This window comes from uncultured Pontibacter sp., from assembly GCF_947495565.1.
Classification (GTDB): Bacteria; Bacteroidota; Bacteroidia; order Cytophagales; family Hymenobacteraceae; genus Pontibacter.
The window spans coordinates 104,738-124,489 of record NZ_CANLZM010000009.1; the positions used below are offsets into that span (position 1 = coordinate 104,738).

The 19,752-nt window shown below is 48.0% G+C and carries 14 protein-coding genes; 5 read left to right on the plus strand and 9 right to left on the minus strand.

Going from position 1 to position 19,752, the window contains the following annotated elements; genetic code table 11:
• Nucleotides 1-6 precede the first annotated feature (6 nt).
• Nucleotides 7-1,143 carry a hypothetical protein gene (locus tag Q1B04_RS12625; protein WP_299759227.1) on the plus strand — a complete coding sequence of 379 codons (1,137 nt, stop codon included), beginning with the start codon at nt 7-9 and terminating at the stop codon, nt 1,141-1,143.
• Between the two features lie 47 nt (nt 1,144-1,190).
• A complete protein-coding gene (locus tag Q1B04_RS12630) occupies nt 1,191-2,420 on the plus strand; it encodes a glycosyltransferase 61 family protein (protein WP_299759229.1) in 1,230 nt (409 codons plus the stop codon).
• 24 nt (nt 2,421-2,444) lie between these two features.
• Here the strand turns inward: Q1B04_RS12630 and Q1B04_RS12635 are convergent, their stop codons facing one another.
• The 8 genes from Q1B04_RS12635 to Q1B04_RS12670 all read right to left on the minus strand — a co-directional run bounded on the left by Q1B04_RS12635 (nt 2,445) and on the right by Q1B04_RS12670 (nt 11,025).
• On the minus strand, nt 2,445-3,749 hold the full coding sequence (locus tag Q1B04_RS12635) for a glycosyltransferase (protein ID WP_299759231.1): 1,305 nt from the start codon (nt 3,747-3,749) through the stop codon (nt 2,445-2,447).
• Entirely contained in the window at nt 3,670-4,446 is a 777-nt protein-coding gene (locus Q1B04_RS12640) for a sugar phosphate nucleotidyltransferase (protein WP_299759233.1), read from the minus strand. The genes Q1B04_RS12635 and Q1B04_RS12640 overlap by 80 nt, the downstream gene beginning before the upstream one ends.
• A gap of 73 nt (nt 4,447-4,519) precedes the next feature.
• Nucleotides 4,520-5,878 carry a Gfo/Idh/MocA family oxidoreductase gene (locus tag Q1B04_RS12645; RefSeq protein ID WP_299759235.1) on the minus strand — a complete coding sequence of 453 codons (1,359 nt, stop codon included), beginning with the start codon at nt 5,876-5,878 and terminating at the stop codon, nt 4,520-4,522.
• A gap of 44 nt (nt 5,879-5,922) precedes the next feature.
• On the minus strand, nt 5,923-6,486 hold the full coding sequence (rfbC, locus tag Q1B04_RS12650) for a dTDP-4-dehydrorhamnose 3,5-epimerase (protein ID WP_299759237.1): 564 nt from the start codon (nt 6,484-6,486) through the stop codon (nt 5,923-5,925).
• A 9-nt stretch (nt 6,487-6,495) separates the two neighbouring features.
• On the minus strand, nt 6,496-7,581 hold the full coding sequence (locus tag Q1B04_RS12655) for an SDR family oxidoreductase (RefSeq protein ID WP_299759239.1): 1,086 nt from the start codon (nt 7,579-7,581) through the stop codon (nt 6,496-6,498).
• A 57-nt stretch (nt 7,582-7,638) separates the two neighbouring features.
• Nucleotides 7,639-8,442 (minus strand): glucose-1-phosphate cytidylyltransferase, encoded by an 804-nt coding sequence (gene rfbF / locus Q1B04_RS12660; protein WP_299759241.1) that lies wholly within the window; start codon nt 8,440-8,442, stop codon nt 7,639-7,641.
• Between the two features lie 380 nt (nt 8,443-8,822).
• Nucleotides 8,823-9,641, minus strand: coding sequence for a WecB/TagA/CpsF family glycosyltransferase (locus Q1B04_RS12665; protein WP_299759243.1), 819 nt, complete (start codon nt 9,639-9,641; stop codon nt 8,823-8,825).
• Nucleotides 9,631-11,025 carry an undecaprenyl-phosphate glucose phosphotransferase gene (locus Q1B04_RS12670; protein WP_299759245.1) on the minus strand — a complete coding sequence of 465 codons (1,395 nt, stop codon included), beginning with the start codon at nt 11,023-11,025 and terminating at the stop codon, nt 9,631-9,633. The genes Q1B04_RS12665 and Q1B04_RS12670 overlap by 11 nt, the downstream gene beginning before the upstream one ends.
• 1,055 nt (nt 11,026-12,080) lie before the next feature.
• On the opposite strand from Q1B04_RS12670, the gene Q1B04_RS12675 reads away from it, so the two are divergent.
• The 3 genes from Q1B04_RS12675 (at nt 12,081) to Q1B04_RS12685 (ending at nt 19,493) form a co-directional block, all read left to right on the plus strand.
• Nucleotides 12,081-17,936 (plus strand): gliding motility-associated C-terminal domain-containing protein, encoded by a 5,856-nt coding sequence (locus Q1B04_RS12675; RefSeq protein ID WP_299759247.1) that lies wholly within the window; start codon nt 12,081-12,083, stop codon nt 17,934-17,936.
• An 11-nt stretch (nt 17,937-17,947) separates the two neighbouring features.
• The gene (locus Q1B04_RS12680; protein WP_299759249.1) at nt 17,948-18,967 is read left to right on the plus strand and encodes a type IX secretion system membrane protein PorP/SprF; all 1,020 of its coding nucleotides are present in this window, start codon (nt 17,948-17,950) and stop codon (nt 18,965-18,967) included.
• Nucleotides 18,968-19,100: 133 nt separating this feature from the next.
• Nucleotides 19,101-19,493: a transmembrane 220 family protein gene (locus tag Q1B04_RS12685; RefSeq protein ID WP_299759251.1), complete on the plus strand. Its 393-nt coding sequence runs from the start codon at nt 19,101-19,103 to the stop codon at nt 19,491-19,493.
• 43 nt (nt 19,494-19,536) lie between these two features.
• Here the strand turns inward: Q1B04_RS12685 and Q1B04_RS12690 are convergent, their stop codons facing one another.
• Nucleotides 19,537-19,746, minus strand: coding sequence for a heavy-metal-associated domain-containing protein (locus tag Q1B04_RS12690; RefSeq protein ID WP_299759253.1), 210 nt, complete (start codon nt 19,744-19,746; stop codon nt 19,537-19,539).
• Between the last annotated feature and the right edge of the window lie 6 nt (nt 19,747-19,752).

The following is a 19,752-nucleotide window of genomic DNA, read 5'->3' on the forward strand; positions in this document are numbered from 1 at the left end:
GAAAATATGACAAAAGATATAAAACATAAAGGTGTAAAGCGGCTGCTTGGTAAGCTTACCTTACTTGCGCTTCCGTTTATACTTTGGCCGCTCATAGAGGTATTCGTTCTTCCCATGAATTTCTTCACCTTCAGAATCTGGGAGACAATCTCGGTTAGCACGATGCGGGTAATGTCCGGCCCGTTTTACCCGAATGTGCACATGCAGATGGAAGAAGAAGGTGAACTGGCGCCACGCACACCCTATGCTCAGAAACGGCAGGTAGAATGGTACACAGACACCTACGGCTACCGCAACCGCGACACAAAAAACGATGTGCTGCTGATCGGGGACTCCAACATTACTGGTGCCAAATTATCGCAGGATGAAACATTGGCCGAGGTGCTGGAGCAGCAACTGGGCCGCGATGTGTATTCATTTGCACCGGCTACCATGAACCGCTTTCTGGCCACAGATCGCTTTCAGGAGAATCCGCCTAAGCTAGTCATTGTGTCGAGCATAGAGCGCCGCGTACCGGAGCTGCCTCCGGTTGGCGATAACGGCCTCAACTCCAAAATCAGAAATTTTACCGGTAACCTCATCAACTCCTCCTCTTTTTTAACCTCTGTTGCCGTTACCGCCGACCGTATATCCAAGCTGGGGCTGTACCGCCGTACACTGGCCGAAATGGACCGCGCAGCAGGTAGAAAAGAGTATATCAGCTACAATAACGAGTTTTTTATGGAAGGTGAAATCGCTAACCGCGACTTCTCTGAAGAGGAGCTGGATTATATTGCTGAAGTGCTTGTTGGCTACCGTAATGCCTTACAGGAGCGGGGCATACATTTTGTATTCCTGCCGATACCCAATAAAGAAAATATTTATCACAAACTGTTGCCCTCTCAAAAAGAAGCAACTTTTTTGCCGCGCCTATTGCGCCGCCTCGATGAGAAAGGCGTAGAGTATGTAGACCTGCAACCTGCTTTCAATGAGCTGTATGAGCAGAAACAGGTTAAACTATACCCTGTGGATGACGCGCACTGGAACGCAGTAGCGGTAAAAGTGGCCGCACAACTACTAACCAGGCACTCTACAGTGGCACAGTTACAGGCAACGCCTCAAAATAAAGATGAAAAACTACTGGTTAATTTAAAAGAAGAATAACCAGTGCTAAAATTTAAAACCCGTAATACCTATATACACCCACGCCCATGAAAGCTTACTATAACAAGGGGACAAAAAGACTGAAGAAGATTTTAGGAAGGATCATCCCTCACAATACGCAGTACCGTCCGGGCGATGTTTGCCGAATTAACCTGGAGCAGCTAAGCGCCAATAACTCCCGTGAGATAAGAGTACATCCGATATACCCTAACCTGACTACCGAACTGAATATTTCAGATGATCTGTTTGAAGCTTGTTCAGAATACTGGAAACCTAAGAAGAAGGTCCAAACGGATTATATGGTGGTAGAAGTACCTAACGGGCGCATTTTCACCGATAACGAGAGTAGCGTGGCTGTGGTATCCCAGTACAATAAATTGGTTGAGAACGTTTCTTTGAGCCTTTCAGGAGGCAAGGTTTCTGAGCCAAATCTGAATAATATATTTGAGCAACGATACTTTAGCACACCGGTTAGGTTTAAGGGCACTGTATTCTCGATGCTTACCGGCGGCGCAGGTATAAACAACATCGGCCATTGGTTTCTGGATGTGCTGCCGCGCCTGCACCTGCTTCGCGAAAGCGGCCTTTATGATAAAGTAGACTGGTTTTATGTGCCTAGTACAAGGTATAGCTTTCAGACTGAGACGCTGGAGCTGCTAGGCATACCAGTGGATAAGATTATTGAAGGCGACAAGCACCCGCATATTGCGGCTGACTGCATTATTGCATCCACGGCACCGCGAGGCAATCATACTTTAATACCGAAATGGCTCTGTGACTATGTGCAGGAATCGTTTATGCCTTATGCAGAGGAAGAATCAGACTTGATTACACCTGAAAGTCCATACTTGTATATCAGCCGTTCCGACTCTAAAATCAGAAATGTACTGAATGAAAAAGAACTACTAGAAGAACTTCAGCCTTATGGTTTCAAAACTGTTGTATCAAGCGAGTTAAGTATAAAAGAGAAGATCAAACTGTTCTCTAAGGCCAAAGTTGTACTTGGGGCCACCGGTGCGGGTTTAATCAGTATGTTTTTCTGTAAGCCAGGCACCAAGATGATCGAGATCTTTAATGAAGGGTTTGTTATTGAGCCTTTTTACGATATCGCCACTAAAATTGACCTGGATTATGAGTATATCATCTGTAAAGGCAACAAACACGTACGCAACGCCGACCAGGGGCAGCGGGAGCACCTGCAGGTGGAAACCGATAAAGTGCTGTATATACTAGAACAGATGAAAGCTGATAAATCGAAAAAGGTTAAAGTCGCCTAAAGAAATATCTAGCGCTCGCTAAGCTTACAAGCCTGCCTCGGCTGCCATGGTTGCAGAGGCAGGCTTTTGTTTTGCTCCAATTGCCTGTTCATAAACCTGTAGCAGCATTTTGCAGTTTGCCTCTGGCGTATAGAACTGCTCATAGCATTTGCGCGCATGTAACCCTAAGGAGAGAGCCAGATCAGGCAGCTTTTGCAGCATGTCTACTTGTTTTAAAAGTTCCTGCGCATTTCCGGGGGTGTAATGCAGGCCGTTTTGCTGATGCTGCACAATGTGCGCGCCACCGCCTATTTTTGCAGCTATTACCGACGTACCTGTCGCGAAGGCTTCTACAGCTGTCATCCCGAACGTCTCCATCCACTCCGACGGAAAAATAAGTGCCCGCGCCTTTTTAAGCTGCTCCATAGCCTCTTCGCGTTGGCGGTAACCTAAGTATTCTACTGAAGGGTTGTTAGCTGCGTACTCCTGCACCAGCTCCTGCAGCGGCCCAGTACCAATTATCCGGAGCGGAAAAGGTTTTGCTGCGTGTGCTTTCAGCAGGGTTCTGATGCCTTTCTCCTCTGTCAGCCTGCCTAGGTACAAAAAGTAGTTTTCCCGGACGGCAGCCCCCACTCCTGGGTCTGCAGTAAAGTTTGGTTTTATACTTAGCTGCTCCGGTTTTAGATTGAGAGAAGATTGCAGAAAGAGATCTGCCGCACCTGGTGTAAGCGCAATAAATTTATTTACCTTATTACGCCAGGTACCCAGCAGCTTATGCACGCCGGTTGCAAGCACCACAGATGCTGTTTCTATTTTAGAGCCACGGTAAACGCCTTTTAAAATAGCTTTAACAGGAAAAACCTGCTGTAAATTCTCCAGCTGCACCTTCCCGTCATAGTATAAAACAGCACTTGGGCAGATCAGTCGGTAGTTATGCAGCGTCATCACCACGGGCACTTTATACTTATGGCATACCTCAAAAACAGCCGGCGACACCAGCGGAAAGAAGTTATGCACATGCACCACATCCGGCTTAAATGTCAGAATCCGGTTACGGATGATATCTGCACTCTGGATATTGTATATTACACCAAGCGCCGCCTGCAGCTTGTCTTTTATACTTTTAACATTGTTGTTCGTAAAGGTAAGCTGCTCTACAGTATGCCCATTTGCCTGCAGCAGCTGCGCTTCCTGCTCAAACACAGTATCTTCGCCGCCGGCCTGTTTATAAAAATTATGAATCTGAAGTACGCGCATATAGTAGAAATAATCAGGATAAGGAACGAACAGCTTTCTGAAGGTCTTCAGGCGTGCCCACATCAAGGCAGGTGCCGTTTTCGAAGCAAACACTCTGTACAAGCAAACCCTCTCTAATGGCCGCTTGCACCACCTCCCCCACACTCAGTTCCTGGCCGGAAGTATGTATTTGCTCCTCCACCTGCTGCAGGTAAGTATGCATGAACTCGGTGAAGCGCGGCCCCCAGCAGGCTACTGCCCAACCGTATGTTAGGTCCGATTCCTTTGGTTTTGGAAGTATGGTTTTCACCTCGCCGTTCTGGTCCAGCTCCACCATATCCCACTTATTTGGGTAAGGCACCTGAAAGCAACCTAGCACCACATCGGCCTTGGTCTGCTCCTGCCGCTGCAGCAGGCGTTCGAATGTGTTATCAGGCTCAAAAAGTATATCCGGGAAGCCAAACAGAACCCGCTGCTGCCTCACAAAAGTATAAGCTTGGTCTGCAGAGTAAGGGCTACCGTATGGTTTTTGCATCATGAGGTAAGCCAGCTGCAGCTTTAACTGGCTACCGTCGCCATAGTAGTTCGGTATATCCCATTTCCCTTTACGAAGTATAAAGTATACTTGCTGCGCCCCGGCTCTGCGCATATGCTCCAGCAAATATTGCGATATAACCTTGGGCTGTGGTTTACCGTGCACCGGGTGGGTCTCAAACCCAATCGGGAAAAGTTCTTTGCTGCAAGGTATGGGGTCTAGCCTGGAGCCTAACCCGGCGGCTGGTATAATGCCTACTATGTCGGTTGTGCTCATGATATAAAAAACCGCGCACCGCTACCTAGGGTTTGCGATGCGCGGTAAAATGGTTTAGCTTGAGATTTATCTTTTATACTGAAGCTTCAGCCTTGTATAGTTGCTTGAGGGCTTTGTTACGGCTTTCTTCATCTGTAGCTGCAAAGTAGGCAGCCTGCTCCTGAAGCAGCTGGTCTACCAAACGGCCTTCCGGCATCACCACATCATCATATGTTATTACCTGATCTTTCGGGATATCACGCTTCAGCACGCAGCCTTCCGCCACGCCTATAGGCAGCAGCCTTTCAGCAGCCGTGGTGTCTGCGTTTTCGCAGAGGCCATACGTCATGTAGTGTCCGATGCCGTCTATTACCTCACCTGCCTTCAGGTCAATTTTAGCGGCTGATACCACTGCTACCTGCGGTGCACCCATTGGTGTAAGGGCAGCATCGTTAAACAGCACCGCGCGAGCCACTGTGTTTGGCACCTCAAAATGGCACAAGTGGTAAGGCGTATAGAACAGATATAGAGGCCCTTCGCCTAGCTTATACAGGTTAAGGTAGTGCTGCTGAATTGGGTTATCATGGGTACCAAGTACAAAAACGCCCGGCCCTGGCTCAGCGCCTACCACATAATCCACAATTCCCGGTCCATCTGTCAGATCCTCGAGCGGATACAGATCATGCACACAATCTTTGAGCGAAGTGCCGCTTAAAACGGTTGGGCCATGCATGCCGCGCTTTGCCACGCGCATACCGGTTCCGTTGGCAATAATAGCCTGCTCAAACGAAATTTTGCTTCCATCTGCAAAAGAAGTAACCATAGACGGCTGCTGCCCCCATTTCTTAGCAAAACCTTCCTGCGTGGTTGGGTTGCGATATGGGTCGTGCAAACCTTTGATGTTGCCGCACAGCACCGGTTTTACGCCTAAGCCTTTCACAAAGCGGTACAGGTTCATGGTTACGCCCGGCTGGTCGCCATCGGCATTGGTGAATACCACACCTGCTTTGTCAGCGTATACTTTCAGTATCGGCCCGATGGTACCATCCACCTCGGCATTCATCATAATGATGTGCTTGCCGTTCTGAATGGCTTTGATAGCTACATGCGTACCGAATTCCACAGCGCCTGTTACCTCAATTACAGCGTCGATGCCCTCTGCCTGGCAAAGCAGCATCGCATCTTCTGTAACGCTATATTTGCCCTGGCGGATATTCTCTTCCAACTCGGACAAAGACGAAACCTCCTGCACGCCCTCTACCTCTGCCTGGCTATAAGCAAGCTTTGCTTTATCTAGGGTGCGGTTTGAGATGGCTACAAGCTCCATCCCCTGGGTATATTTACAGATTTGCAAGGCAATGCCGCGGCCCATAAATCCGGCTCCTACCATGGCCACGCGAACAGGGTTGCCTTCAGCATGGCGCTTGGCCAAGGCTGTATCTACAATTATCATATACAAGTATAAATTTTAAGTTGAATAAGCAAAAGCTGCCGGCCTTACACCAGCAGCTTTCCTTTGTTTGTTTCCTGCTCAGCCGTGAAATCCGGGTGAGCCTGATCTTTTTCTGATATTACTTCCGGCTCAATAGGCCATTGTATGTTGAAAGCGGGGTCGTTCCAACGGATGCCCTTTTCAGCCCCTGGCGTATAAAATTCCGTTACCTGGTAAGTTACGTCTGTATTATCCTCCAGCGTAATGAAACCATGCGCAAAGCCTTCCGGCACGAACAACATGCGGTAATTATCCGCTGTAAGTTCCACACCAATCCACTGCTTATAGGTTTCAGAGTCCGGGCGCATGTCGATGATCACATCGTAGATGGCACCACGGGTACAACGCACAAGTTTAGTTTCCTCGTTAGGTGCCAGCTGCATGTGCATACCACGCAAGGTACCTTTCTTTTTATTGTAGGATACATTTGTCTGCCTGATATCATTTGTCAGACCGTACTCCTTAAATTCGTTCTGGCAAAAAGAGCGCCCGAAAAAGCCGCGTTCATCCTCAATGCGCTTTACATCAATTATGAAAGCTCCCTTGAGTTTGGTTTCTGTAAAGATCATACGTTTTGCTTAAGCTGTCTCTAATTCTGTTTCGGCTACCTTCGAGCTGTTTCGTTGCCACTGCAGCTGCTCGTTAATTTTCTGGGTTTCCTGCAGGCTATTAAGCACCATCAGGCGCATCAACAACGAGTTGCGGAAGTCTCCGTCTCTGAACTCCATAGCCTTTAAACCTTCGTGCAGCTCCTGGATGGCGTGCACTAAAGTATACTGCGGCTGGTGGTTAGGAGCAAGTTGTTTGAAAAGGTCGAAATTTACGCGGTAAGAGCGCTTATCAGGAGCTGCATCTTTGTTAACAGATACATCTACACCCGGAATCAGCTCTGCCACAGCATTTGCCAACTCATATACCTGGTAGTTCCACTCGTTGGTGCCGGTGTTTACCGCCAGGTACTCACCGCCGTTGGATACTTGTCTGGTTACGGCCCATTCTATAGCGCGTGCCATGTCTCTTACATGAATAAGCGGGCGCCAAGGAGTTCCATCGCTTAAAATGTTGATTTTACCTGTAGCCACTGCTCCTGCCACAAAGTCGTTCAGTACAAGGTCCAGGCGCAGGCGGTCGCTCATGCCGCAGGCGGTAGCAAAACGCAGACAAGTTATGGTAAAGCCATCTCCGGCCAAAGGCATCAGCTCTTTTTCTGTAGCCACCTTAGAGCGGGCATAGGCTGTAAGCGGGTTCAGCTCAGAATCTTCTGTTTTAGCCAGTTCCGAAGCAGCACCATACATGCTGCAGCTAGAGGCGAAAACGTAGTTTTTTACACCGGCGGCTTTGGCCATCTCAGCTATTCTAACGCTAGACTTGTAGTTTACCTCCATCGTCACGTCTTCATACTTCTTACCCATTGGGTCGTTAGAAATAGCAGCCAGATGCACTACGGCGTCCACACCTTGCAGCACTTCGGCAGGCATCGTGCGCACATCACCATAGAGTTGCATATCAAGGCGGCTTTCAGGAAGTATAGGAGCGTTGGTTAGGCAAGATGCAAAATAAGCCATGTCATAGCCTACCAAGGTTGCCTCTGGGTATGCAGCACGCAGTTGTTCCACCACACCGGGCCCTACATAGCCCATATTTCCGGTTATTAATATTTTCATTGGGATGATATGTATATAGTAAGTAAAGGGAGTTGGGTTCTGATGAGAAAGAGGAGCTTAGTTCACAACCCCGGAAAGCATTTTATGCCATACATTCCAGGGAGCGTTTCCGCCTTGCCATAACTCTTCCAGCACATGCTTGTCGCGCAGGGTATCCATTGGCTGCCAGAAACCACGGTGGCGGTAAGCAGACAACTCTCCTTCTTCAGCTAAAGACTCTAATGGGCCGCGTTCAAAAATAGTACTGTCATTCTCTATGTAATCAAACACGCTTGGCTCCAGCACAAAGAAACCGCCGTTAATCCAAGGCATGTCGCCTCCAGTAGGCTTCTCTTTAAACTGAGGCACTTTGGTAGCCTCGCCGGAAAGTGTAAAGGCTCCGAATCGGCCTGGTTGCTGCACTGCAGTAAGGGTAGCTTTTGTACCCTGCGCTTTATGATATTCTACGGCTTCTGCAATATTTACATCGCTTACACCGTCGCCATAAGTCAGGCAGAAGGTCTCGTCGCCCACGTAATCTTTCACGCGCTTTAAACGGCCACCTGTCATGGTGCCCTCGCCGGTATCCACCAGCGTTACCTTCCAAGATTCTGTATTGTTTTTATGCACCTCCATGCTGTTTTTGCGCATATCGAAGGTAACATCGGAGTTGTATAGAAAGTAATTGGCAAAGTATTCTTTGATCATGTGGCCTTTGTAACCACAGCAAATCACGAACTCGTTAATGTTATAGTGGGAGTATATTTTCATGATGTGCCACAGGATCGGCTTTCCGCCTACTTCTACCATGGGTTTTGGGCGCACACCACTTTCTTCGCTTATTCTTGTACCGTAGCCACCGGCAAGTATAACTGCTTTCATCTATTTTTGTAAAGGGTTAAGGGTATAACTCAGGATTATCGTGGCACTGAAATTTTGTACCGCTTTTGCAACAGGTTTGGTAGAAAATACGGAGATCTATATATTTTGTTTTAGTAAAAAAGTACTTTTCCGAAGCAAAGGAAATCTGGGTGTGGGAGTCTATACTTTGGCTACTGCAGGATGGGCTGTTTTTACACCAGCGTAGCGCGAGAAACAATTTTGTTTGTATGGGAGGTGAAGTGACCGGGATCGTTTTCTGGCACACCCGATCATGCTGTAGAATTGTACAACTGCCCGTCGGTAGCGGCTATAAGCCTGTTTATGACGATATCGGTGCTCTGTAAACCTCCTCCATCTCATACTTTAACTTAACTTATACTTTACTTTGTCAGCTGCATTTTGCGGCTGCGCTTTAAAAGCATCATTTTGGCTACTTCTAATAAAAACTTACTGTTGGTTACCAAATAGCGTTTCCAGAGGCGGCCTGGCTCCTGCCATAAGCGATACGTCCACTCCAAACTTAAATCACGAGCCCATTTAGGCAATCGCTTCTCCAAACCGGCATACGTCATATAAGCCTGTCCTACTCCGAGCATACAGGCTTTCACCTGACCTTTATGATCAGCCATCCAACGTTCCTGCTTAGGGCAGCCCAGGGCAACAAACACTAAGTCTGCACCTGAGTTATTGATCATGTCAGTGATAGCGGCATCCTCAATCTGAGTTAGCTTCCGGAATGGCGGCGAATAGTGCCCCGCTACACGCAGATTTGGCACATCAGCATTTGTTTTTGCTACAACGGCCTCCAAAACCTGATCTGTAGAGCCGTAAAAAAACACTGATTTCCCTCTTTGCTCCGCCTCTTTTAACAGCCGTGGCATTAAGTCCATTCCGGGTACGCGGTCCTGGTGCTTGCCATACAGTAGCTTCATAAGCTTAGACAGTGGCCCACCATCTGGCGCGGCGATGTCTGCGTTGTTCAGCAGGTCCTGAAACTCTTTGTCCTGCTTTGCCTCCATCAGCATGTGCACATTGGCAAAACATACATAGGAGGAGTCTTTATGGTCGGTGAGCCAGAATACGTGGTTCACAAAATCTTCAAAAGAGCCTGCCGAGATAAGGGAGCCGAGAAGCTGGCGCTTCTCTTTTATAGGTGGCTCGGCAGTAATAGATTTAACTTGTATAGTATCAGTAAGCATTCTTTTCGCCTTTAATCATGTTCCAGACAGTAAGGAAGATAATTTTCATGTCCATCATAAAACTCCATTTGGCCATGTACATCACATCGTACTCTACACGCTTCTCCATCAGGTGTATTTCTTTAGTCTCACCACGGAAACCGCTTACTTGCGCATAACCTGTAATACCAGGAGTTACAAAGTGACGCGTTTTATACTTAGAGATTACTTTTGAGTATTGGTCCAACTGCGACACCAGGTTCGGGCGCGGCCCTACAACTGACATGTCTCCTAACAGTACGTTGAAAAACTGTGGCAGTTCGTCTAAACTTGTCTTGCGCATGAAGGCACCGAAGCGGGTGATACGCGGGTCGTTCTTAGTTGCCTGAAGCTCAGTGTTATTGTTCACACGCATTGTGCGGAATTTATAACAAACAAACAGCCTGTTCTTTTTGCCTGGGCGCAACTGCTTGAAGAAAATCGGTCCTTTGGATTCCAGCTTAATCAGCAGAGCGATAATTGGGAACAGGATCGGGAAAATCAGCAGAATTACTGCAAGTGAAAAAGCCACATCAAATATACGCTTGATCACACGGTTAGAGGCAAGCTCCAATGGCTCGTTACGCACGCTCAGCATCGGAATGTTGTGGTAGAAGTATACACTTACATCCTTTTTAACAATGGCACTGAAATCAGGCACAAGGCGCAGGTAAATAAAGTTATCGTTGGCAAACTCTGTCAGCTCGTTAATCTGAGCTTCATCGGTAAGAGGTTTGGTATAATAGATTTCGTCGATGCTGTGCTGCAGGCAGTAGTCTTTCAGTTCTTCTATACCGCCGCGCACCTGGCTGCTGTACGGGCTACTCATATCGGCTTCATCATCAAAAAAGCCCATAAATTTAGTCCCGATCTCATCGTTGTTGCTCAGCGACTGGTGCAGCGAAGCGGCTGCCGGCCCCGAACCAACTATTACATAACGCGTGTGCGCCATATCGGAGTTGGTAAAGTATCGACCCACCTGAAACATAATCAGACGGCTGAAACCGATAAGCATTACGGTAGATGCATAAGTATAAAGCAGCAGGAGTCTTGACAGTTGCTCCAAATTAAATATCACAATACAGCTTGCCAAGATAAGAGCATGCAATACAAATGTGTTGATCAGGTTACCTAGGCGTTTGCTTACAGGCAGAATACCATCTATCCTTAACACAAAGTTAGAGAAGCCAGAAACGATCCACCATACCAAGGCGAACAACACGAAAAAGATATTGTACTGATAGTCCAGCTCAAGGTCTCCGTACCTAACGAAGTTAGAGAACTTAAAAGCGAAGGCGATAAGAGTAGCATCTAAGGCTAACAGAAGAAACCTGTTAAAGCTATAATAGTGTTTATATTTATTCATTTGGTTGAGTACTTTTTGGGGTCATAAGTAAACGTTGGTATTCTACACTGCTTCACAATTTCCATCTTCACATACTACCTTTTCAGGTCATACCGCATTGCTTTGCTACTTAACACTAGTCTTTAAATGTGTTACCGGCGTCTCCGGCTAACATAAGCTATCCTTGTCTGGCAATTCAGCTATTTGTCTTATTAACTGTGGTACCAAAGCTTTAGCTGTGGGTCTTGTGTGTTTAGTGTGAAATACGACCTTAGCCGCAGGAAGGTTTATGATTTTATCAAGTTCTATTAAAAAAGAATAATTTAATAATATATTAAAATTTAGATATTTATATATTAAAAACCCCTAATAATTAAGCATATAGCTACATCGCTACTATATTAGCGTAGTGTGTTATTTAAATAAATATTTATTGAATATATAATTTAAACTATGTTAAATCTTTATATGGAGTCGCTCCTGAAGTTGGCTTTAAAGAGGGGCAGCAAAGTATGTATTAAAGTTCATTTTATATAATTATTTTTATATAAAGCTAAATTAAATCCACAAAAACAAGCATTTATATAAATAAGACTTTTTTCATGGACTTACTGCAAAAACCTATAATTAAGCTTTTGAAAAATGTGCAATTAATCTAATTTTACTATTGCTAAGAGGAGTTTAAGAGAAAACATGGGAGAGACGGAATTTTGATAAAGAACTATGTTCTACCGTTATAGGCAATTATCCGGTTAACTACCGAAAAACGAGCTGTATACGCTTTACAATTTTTTAATGTTTTGCTCTTGTAGAAATAATTGCAAAAAAAACCTCTGGAGATTGAACTTTAGCACCTTCAATAATACTTATTCGTGGTGTATCTGCATTAGCACCTATTGTATTTATACTTGATGAGTTCGCTAGCAGCACAAGCTTGATATTGACACCTTTTTATAAAACTCCCGCGACCGTGCTGTTTGTGCGCAAGGGTTTAAGTAAACCTAAGGCTGGGATTTAGCAACTGGTATTTGCCATTAAATTAAGAACTATATAAAGAAAATTTACCGCCCAAGTATATGCGTCTACCTGCCAAAGGCATTTTATGTCTGCTCCTGCTGCAGCTTTGGAGTGCCTTCACAAACTACACCTACGCCCAAGACTGTACTACCTCTATCACCTCCGCCGGCAGCCTGTGCGGCTCTGACAATGTTGTACTTTCCGCAAGCGAGGCAGATACGTACCTGTGGTCTAACGGAGCCACTACACGAAGCATAACCGTTACCCAGCCAGGCACTTACAGTGTCACAACCGCTCAGGCAGATGGCTGCGAAAGCAATTCCGAGGAGTTCTTGGTGACAAATGGCCCCGATGCCACTGTGGCTGACCCAATCAATTTCTTTACTTCCTGTAGCTATGCCGGCAATGTTTCAACTTTCGAGTTGACAATAGAAAACGCCTCTACCACGAAGGATTCAAACACCCGTTACGAGATAAACTGGGGCGACGGCACTACCAACACGTTAGGGCAAGAGTTTGAAACCGCCGCGCACACCTACAGGTCTGGCGGTTCTTTTAAGCTTTCGGTAACTGCTTACGACACCAACGGCTGCAGCAGCACTCACGAAGAACGAGTGTTTATCGGCAGTAACCCGAGCCTTGGCCTGGCGAGCCGCGGTAACACTAACGACTGTGCTCCTGCTACCTTTATATTCGATATTCTTAACACGGAAGGCAACTCAGCTCAGACTGTTTATACCTTTCAGTTTGATGACGGCTCGGCTCCCATGACGTTTACACACGCCAACCTGCCTAAAACCATCGAGCATACTTTCACGGAATCTTCCATGCAGAAGGTTGGGCGTGCCTTTACACTGAGCGCTACAGCCACCAACCCTTGCGGAACCACGCCAGCCACGGTGGGCGGCATTAGGATTTCCAAAGGGCCTATTGCTGATTTTGGCATTGGCAAGGCCTGTCTGAACACCCCGATTAAACTTTCTGACAAAACAATTGCAGGATTTAACGCGAACGCCGCCAATGGAAGCAGCGCCAGCAGCTATGTGGTAGAGTGGGAAATTTTTCCAGCGCAGGGCTGGGAGTATACTACCGGCAACTTTAAGTCAAACAATCCTTTTGTAATATTTACAGTGCCTGGCACTTATACTATCCGGCTTACCTCCACTCCTACTGGTGTTAACACAAAATGTACCTCCAGCACTATCGAGAAGGTAATAACAATAGAAGAGCCTCCTGTTGCTGATTTTACTTTTAACGGCGACAACACATGTACTCCGGCTGTGTTCACGGCAACCAATACTTCTACCGGGCCTGAGGCATCCTATACCTGGCAGGTGAGCCCTGCCGAGGGTTGGGAGTTTACGCAAGGCACTACCGCTAGCTCTCGCGATGCCGGGTTTCAGTTTAGCAAGTCGGGCACATATGTCATAGCGCTTACAGCCGGCAACAACTGCCAAACATCACTTAAGGAAACAACAATTATTATTAAGGATAAGCCGCAAGTGCGGTTGCCGGAGCAACAGGTATACTGCGGCCCTCAAACAATTCTCTTTTCTGAGGAAAACGCAGCACACGCACCTGTTTACGATGCTCAACAGGGCACCATCAGCCAATACCAATGGTCTATTACAGGCCCTGGGGCAACAGCTTTTGGAGATGGCACCGAAGCAGGCTCGGCTTACCCGAGCATCCGCTTCAGCGAGGCGGGCACTTATCTTGTCAGTGTAACAGCTACCAACGAGTGCGGTGTTTCTGAAACAGCAACGCAGCAGATCGTAATCAATCCGTTACCAGATCTGAAAGTCACTTCAACGGAGCCAGCTCTTTGCATAGGCAGCAGCACTACGCTGCAGGTAGAGGGCGCTGATACTTATACTTGGGCACCTGCCATAGGCTTGAGCGCCACTACTGGCAGCACTCTAACCGCGAATCCAACTGAAACAACAACTTATACCGTTACCGGCACCAACTCAGAAACAGGCTGCACCAGCACCACAACCTTTACTTTAGAGGTGAATCCGCTGCCAGAAGTGCAGGTATCCTCAAATACTCAGGAAATTTGCCTGGGACAAGGTGCGGCTATACTTTCCGCCACCGGCGCCAACAGCTATTCTTGGTCTCCTGCCACGGGTCTGAGTGCCACATCAGGTGCAGAAATCACGGCAAGTCCGCTTGAAACCACGACTTACACTGTAACAGGATATAACAGCGCCACTGGCTGCAGCAGCACTGCCACAGTTACTGTTACTGTTAACCCGCTTCCAGAGGTTAACGCTGGAGCAGACCTTACCGTCTGTGATGATCCTACTCCGCTGCAGTTGCAGGCAAGCCCTTCTGGTGGTGTGTGGAGCGGTGAATTCGTGAACTCTGACGGCCAGTTTATACCTAACGGCAAAGGCTCCTTTGTGCTGACTTATACTTACACAGACGCCAAAGGCTGTACCAACTCCGACCAAATGACGGTGAACGTCACAGATGTTGCGCAGGCGGCGGTAGCGCAGAAAAGCCTTGAAGTCTGCCTGAACGAAGGCAATTTTATACTTAGCGCAAGTCCTGCGGGCGGCAAGTGGAGCGGGTCCAGGTATGTTTCGGAGGATGGAACATTTACTCCTTCAGAAGTGGGCACTTATACTGTTACTTATACTGTGTATACCGGCACCTGCTTTACTACAGATCAAATGGAGGTTACGGTAAAGCCATTACCGGCAGCACCTGCTGTATCGGGTTTAAAAGACATTTGCTATAACACAGCAACCATACTTCAGGCGGAAGTACAGACGGGCAGCATCAACTGGTACGACCAACTGAACGGGGGCAAACTACTGGGCACTACTCCGGCTGGCGTTGGTTACGAAACTGGGCAACTGACTACTACAACTGATTTTTATGCAGAGCACATTGGCGAGAACCAGTGTGCCAGCCCACGAACTAAAGTAACAGTGCTAGTACGTCCAGAAATTGCAGCCCCGGTTATAGAGCCTGTGTTGATTTGTGGAGCAGGCAAAGCCACTCTGGTAGCACAAGGCTCCGCTAGTAAGTATAACTGGTACGATGCCAGCGCCAACTTAGTGGTAAGCCAGGGAAACAAAGTATTTGAACCAACTGTAGAACAAACAACAGTATTTTTTGCGGAGGCGGTTATAGGCAACTGCGCCGGCCCGCGAACACAAGTGCAGGTAACCGTAAATCCTATACTTGATAACAACACCATTGAAGCCCCGGAAATAGTATGCGCTAACGCGCCTTTAACCATAACAGGCTCTGAGCCGATTGGCGGCAGCGGTGCAGGCACTTATACTTACCAGTGGAAGAGCAGCCTGGACGGCACTACCTTCACCATCATTACGGGTGCAACGGGCAAAATCTATCAATCGCAGGAGGGGCTGGCGCTGCCAACCTCGTTCATGCGCGTGGTATACTCTGACGGCTGCGCACAGGAATCTGAAGCAGTGAAAGTGGAGGTGATTCCGGCCTTTACAAAAAATGAGCTTCGCGAAGTACCTGTTATCTGCTCCGGCCAGATTCCTGCAGAGATTCAGGGTGTAGTGGCCGGAGGCGCTGAACCTTACACCTATATCTGGTATGTGAGCGAAGACAACACCAACTTCAAAAAAATAGAAAACAGTAATTCGGCCAGTTACCAGCCAACCGCAGCACTCATTACCAATACATGGTATAAGCGCGTAGTACAGTCCGGCTCCTGCCCAGCAGTTACAAGCAATGCTATTATGGTGCGGGTGATGCCTGCTATCAGCAAAAACATCATCACAGGCACGCAAACTATCTGTGAGGGAGACGCAGCCATACTTACCGGTCAGGCACCAGAGGGCGGCTACGGCACGGGCAGCTATACTTTCTACTGGGAGTCCAAAACTGCAGGTGGCGAGTACAGGGAGATTCCGAACAGCCGTGGCAACAGCACAAAAGATTGGACAGCTGCGAACCTAATGGAGTCCACAACTTTCAGAAGAGTGGTCATGTCTGGCAGCTGCGCCGTAAGCACCAGCGACCCTGTAACCGTTAAGGTAAACCCTAAGCTGCTGAACCTGATTGCGGGCGACCAGGAAATATGCCAAGGCAGCACTCCTGAGCTGCTTATCAGCCTTACGCCTACCACAGGCGGCGAGCAGGGCAAGTATAACTATACTTGGGAGTATAAATACCTCGATCAAACCGACTATATGCCGGCACCAGGCACCAACAACAGCGCCGACGGCAGCTACCAGCCAGGCAGCCTGAGCAGAACTACCCTGTTCCGCCGCAAAGTCACTTCGGACGGCTGTACCAGCTACTCAGATCCTATTACGGTGACGGTAAACCCGAACATCGAGAATTATAACATTAAAGCGTCTCAAAACATTTACTCCGGCACAAAACCGGCTACGCTTACGGGCCTTAACACGACTCCTGTTACAGGTGGAAACGGCAAGTATACCTACCGCTGGGAGAGCAGAACGGAAGGCGGCAATTTTGAACCTGCTGAAGGAAACAATCAGAACGCCGACTATACTTTCCCGAGAGCGCTGTACCAAGACACTTGGTATCGCCGCGTGATTATGTCCGGTGGCTGTGAGGTGCCATCTAATGAGATCCTGATTTCAGTGATAGCGGAGATTGCCAACAACGTCATCAAATCAGACCAGACGATTTGCATCGGTAACGTGCCTGCACCCCTAGAGGGCGAACAGCCAAAAGGCGGCGAAGGTAACTTTAACTACCGCTGGGAAAGCAGCACTAAGAACGATAAAACTGGCTTTGTGACGGCACAAGGCTATAATGGCTCGCCAAACGATGGGCAGAGCTTTCAGCCAGGTCCTGTTACCCAAGACACCTGGTTCCGCCGCGTAGCTACTTCCGGCGTTTACACAGATATCAGTAATGCTGTGCTGATAACTGTAAAGCCTGAGCTAAGCAACAATGTGGTGCTATCGAATACACAGACGGTTTGCTACGGAGAGGCGCCGGCTACGCTGGCTGGCTCTGAGCCAACAGGCGGCAGCGGAGAACCTGCTTACCTGTGGGAGCAAAGCAATGCCCGCAACGGTATTTACACGCCTGCTCCGGGCCAGAACGACAGAAAGGACTATACCCCTAGCCCGCTAACAGAAAACACCTGGTTCAGAAGAGTGGTAACTTCCTCCTCGTGCGGCTCGCTTATCAGCAATGGTGTTGAGGTAAGGGTAACGCCATTGCCAGATATGCCGGTGGCACAGGGAGCCAGCATTTGCGCCGGAACCGGCACTACACTATCCGCTACAGGCAAAGGAGGCAGGCTGGAGTGGTATGCCAGTGCGGCAGGCGGAACGCCACTTGCCACGGGTAGCACTTTCAGAACACCAGTACTGCTGCACACCACCACTTATTATGTGCAGGAGGTAAAGAGCTGCGCGAGTAAGCGCCAGCCGGTAACGGTAAAAGTAACGGAACCGGAGCTAACTGCAGGCCCTGATGTAACAGTGGTAAAAGGCAGAAGCACACAGCTTAAAGCCAGCGGCGGCCTTACTTACAGCTGGTCTCCGGCTGAAGGCATGGACAACCCGAGCATCGCCAACCCAACCATTGCGCCCGAGAAAACTACCGTGTACACAGTAACGGCCACGACGGAAGGCGGCTGTACTTTTACTGATGAGGTGATAGTTGTGGTACTGCCTTTTGTTGACATCCCGAACACCTTTACACCGAACCAGGATGGTATAAACGACACTTGGGAAATCGAAAATATTGACAAGTATAGCAATTGTAAGGTGCAGATTTTCAATCAGTGGGGTAACGTGGTCTTCAGCTCCGAAGGATACAAGCAACCTTGGGATGGCCGCCAGAACGGAAATCCGTTGCCAATGGCTACTTACTACTATATTATCAAGTTAGACCAAAACGAAAAGCCATTAACTGGCAGTGTTACGATCGTTAAATAAGCCAATTATCTATGAACAAACTTTTAGCCTTTGGAGTGATGTTTTTGGTTGCGGCTGGCAGCGCCTTTGCCCAGCAGCGGCCACAGTACACACAGTATACTTTAAACAACTACCTCGCTAACCCTGCCATAACAGGTATAGAGGATTACGCAGACCTGAAGCTAGGAACGCGCCACCAGTGGTCGGGCCTGGAAGGTGCACCGCAGTCATACTATGTTTCACTGCACATGCCGGTAAACAAGCCCGGCGGAAGCACTTATGGCGGCAGACGCAGCATGGCGAAAGAGTCAAGTATGAAATCGTCGAATATTTACCGGAAGTCGCGGCCGCATCACGGTTTCGGCCTGATGGCGATGTCGACAGAAACTGGCCCTTTAAAGCGCGGGAGCATCTCGGCCAGCTATGCCTATCACCAGCCGCTTTCACGCAATATTAAGGTGTCGGCAGGTGTGCAGCCGGGCATTATTCAGTACAGCCTTGACCCGGCAAGTGTAAAACTGGCCAACAACAGCCTGCATGACCCAGCTATTTACGATGGCCGCGTAAACGAAGTGAAATTCGATTTAACAATGGGCCTGTGGCTTTACTCCCGGAATTTTTATGCCGGCGTAGCAGGGGCGCAACTTGTTCCGAGCAAGCGCCAGTTTGTTGCCGACAATACAGTATCCGATAACGAAGGTTCTTTACAGCAGCATTATTATGTTACCGGCGGTTACCGCCTGGATGTAGCTCCATACTTCGCGTTGATACCTTCGGTAATGGTAAAAATGGCACAGCCGAGTCCTTTATCAGTGGATGCTACCATGAAGGCCCTTTACGCCGACAGACTATGGGCGGGCATTACCTACAGGCATAAAGAATCTGTGGCAGCTATGGCGGGCATTAGCATCAACCACCTGCTAGATTTGGCTTACTCTTATGATGCCACCACCTCCCCGCTTGGGCAGGCAAGCGCAGGCAGCCACGAAGTTGTGCTCGGGTTTAAGCTGCGCAACACACGCAAGATAATTTGCCCGGAATGGGCATGGTAAATATTAAATAATGGTTTAGTTTGAGAGACAGAAACGGGGCAGCTATTTTAGCTGTCCTTTTCTTTTGGAAAAAGCAGCCGGGTGCAACCAATATAGTGGCTTTACAGTATGGCAATAACACAACCCCAACACTATGCTTTTAAAAAAATTAACCGCCATACTTTTCGGCCTGGTATTTCTATCTTTTATTGCCTTGCAATATAATGATCCGGACCCGATGATTTGGATGATAGTATACGGCATAGCAGCCTTGCTGTGCTTTGCTATCGCAGCAGGTAAAGCCACTACCGGTATACTATGGGCGGCCGCTGCAGTGTTTGCGGCTGGCGGCATTATTATGTGGCCGGAGCGTTTTGAGGGAGTCAGCATCGGTGGCGGCGACATCAAAAACATTGAAGAAGCCAGGGAGTCTTTAGGTTTGTTTATCAGCACCACCGTGTTTGCGGGCTTTGCCTTGGCAGAAAGCTACGGTTTTCGCCGTAGGGAAAGACTTCAGCAACTTCAAAAAGCAAAATGGGCTAACTGATATAAAACCAGATAGCCCACAGTAAAACTCAATTTATTATACTTCAGATCTGCTCTGCATGAAAACCAGCTTTTTCTAAAGTGCTTTTAATAGCCTGCGCATCGGCGGCATCAGCTTTTACCTCCAGTACTTTATCAGGATTGTCAGTATCCACTTTCCACTCTTGCACCCCCTCCAGCTTATTCAGGTGAGGCGTAACGGCACGCACACAGCTTCCGCAATTTATGTTAGTCTTAAATTTATAGGTTTCCATACTTTA

What these genes read in the sequence shown, in the direction of transcription:
- Q1B04_RS12625 (WP_299759227.1), top strand. Translation starts at nt 7, where the DNA reads ATGACAAAAGATATAAAACATAAAGGTGTAAAGCGGCTGCTTGGTAAG.
- Q1B04_RS12645 (WP_299759235.1), bottom strand. Translation starts at nt 5,878, where the DNA reads ATGATAATTGTAGATACAGCCTTGGCCAAGCGCCATGCTGAAGGCAAC.
- rfbF (WP_299759241.1), bottom strand. Translation starts at nt 8,442, where the DNA reads ATGAAAGCAGTTATACTTGCCGGTGGCTACGGTACAAGAATAAGCGAA.
- Q1B04_RS12675 (WP_299759247.1), top strand. Translation starts at nt 12,081, where the DNA reads ATGCGTCTACCTGCCAAAGGCATTTTATGTCTGCTCCTGCTGCAGCTT.
- Q1B04_RS12680 (WP_299759249.1), top strand. Translation starts at nt 17,948, where the DNA reads ATGAACAAACTTTTAGCCTTTGGAGTGATGTTTTTGGTTGCGGCTGGC.
- Q1B04_RS12630 (WP_299759229.1), top strand. Translation starts at nt 1,191, where the DNA reads ATGAAAGCTTACTATAACAAGGGGACAAAAAGACTGAAGAAGATTTTA.
- Q1B04_RS12670 (WP_299759245.1), bottom strand. Translation starts at nt 11,025, where the DNA reads ATGAATAAATATAAACACTATTATAGCTTTAACAGGTTTCTTCTGTTA.
- Q1B04_RS12685 (WP_299759251.1), top strand. Translation starts at nt 19,101, where the DNA reads ATGCTTTTAAAAAAATTAACCGCCATACTTTTCGGCCTGGTATTTCTA.
- Q1B04_RS12690 (WP_299759253.1), bottom strand. Translation starts at nt 19,746, where the DNA reads ATGGAAACCTATAAATTTAAGACTAACATAAATTGCGGAAGCTGTGTG.
- Q1B04_RS12655 (WP_299759239.1), bottom strand. Translation starts at nt 7,581, where the DNA reads ATGAAAATATTAATAACCGGAAATATGGGCTATGTAGGGCCCGGTGTG.
- rfbC (WP_299759237.1), bottom strand. Translation starts at nt 6,486, where the DNA reads ATGATCTTTACAGAAACCAAACTCAAGGGAGCTTTCATAATTGATGTA.
- Q1B04_RS12640 (WP_299759233.1), bottom strand. Translation starts at nt 4,446, where the DNA reads ATGAGCACAACCGACATAGTAGGCATTATACCAGCCGCCGGGTTAGGC.
- Q1B04_RS12665 (WP_299759243.1), bottom strand. Translation starts at nt 9,641, where the DNA reads ATGCTTACTGATACTATACAAGTTAAATCTATTACTGCCGAGCCACCT.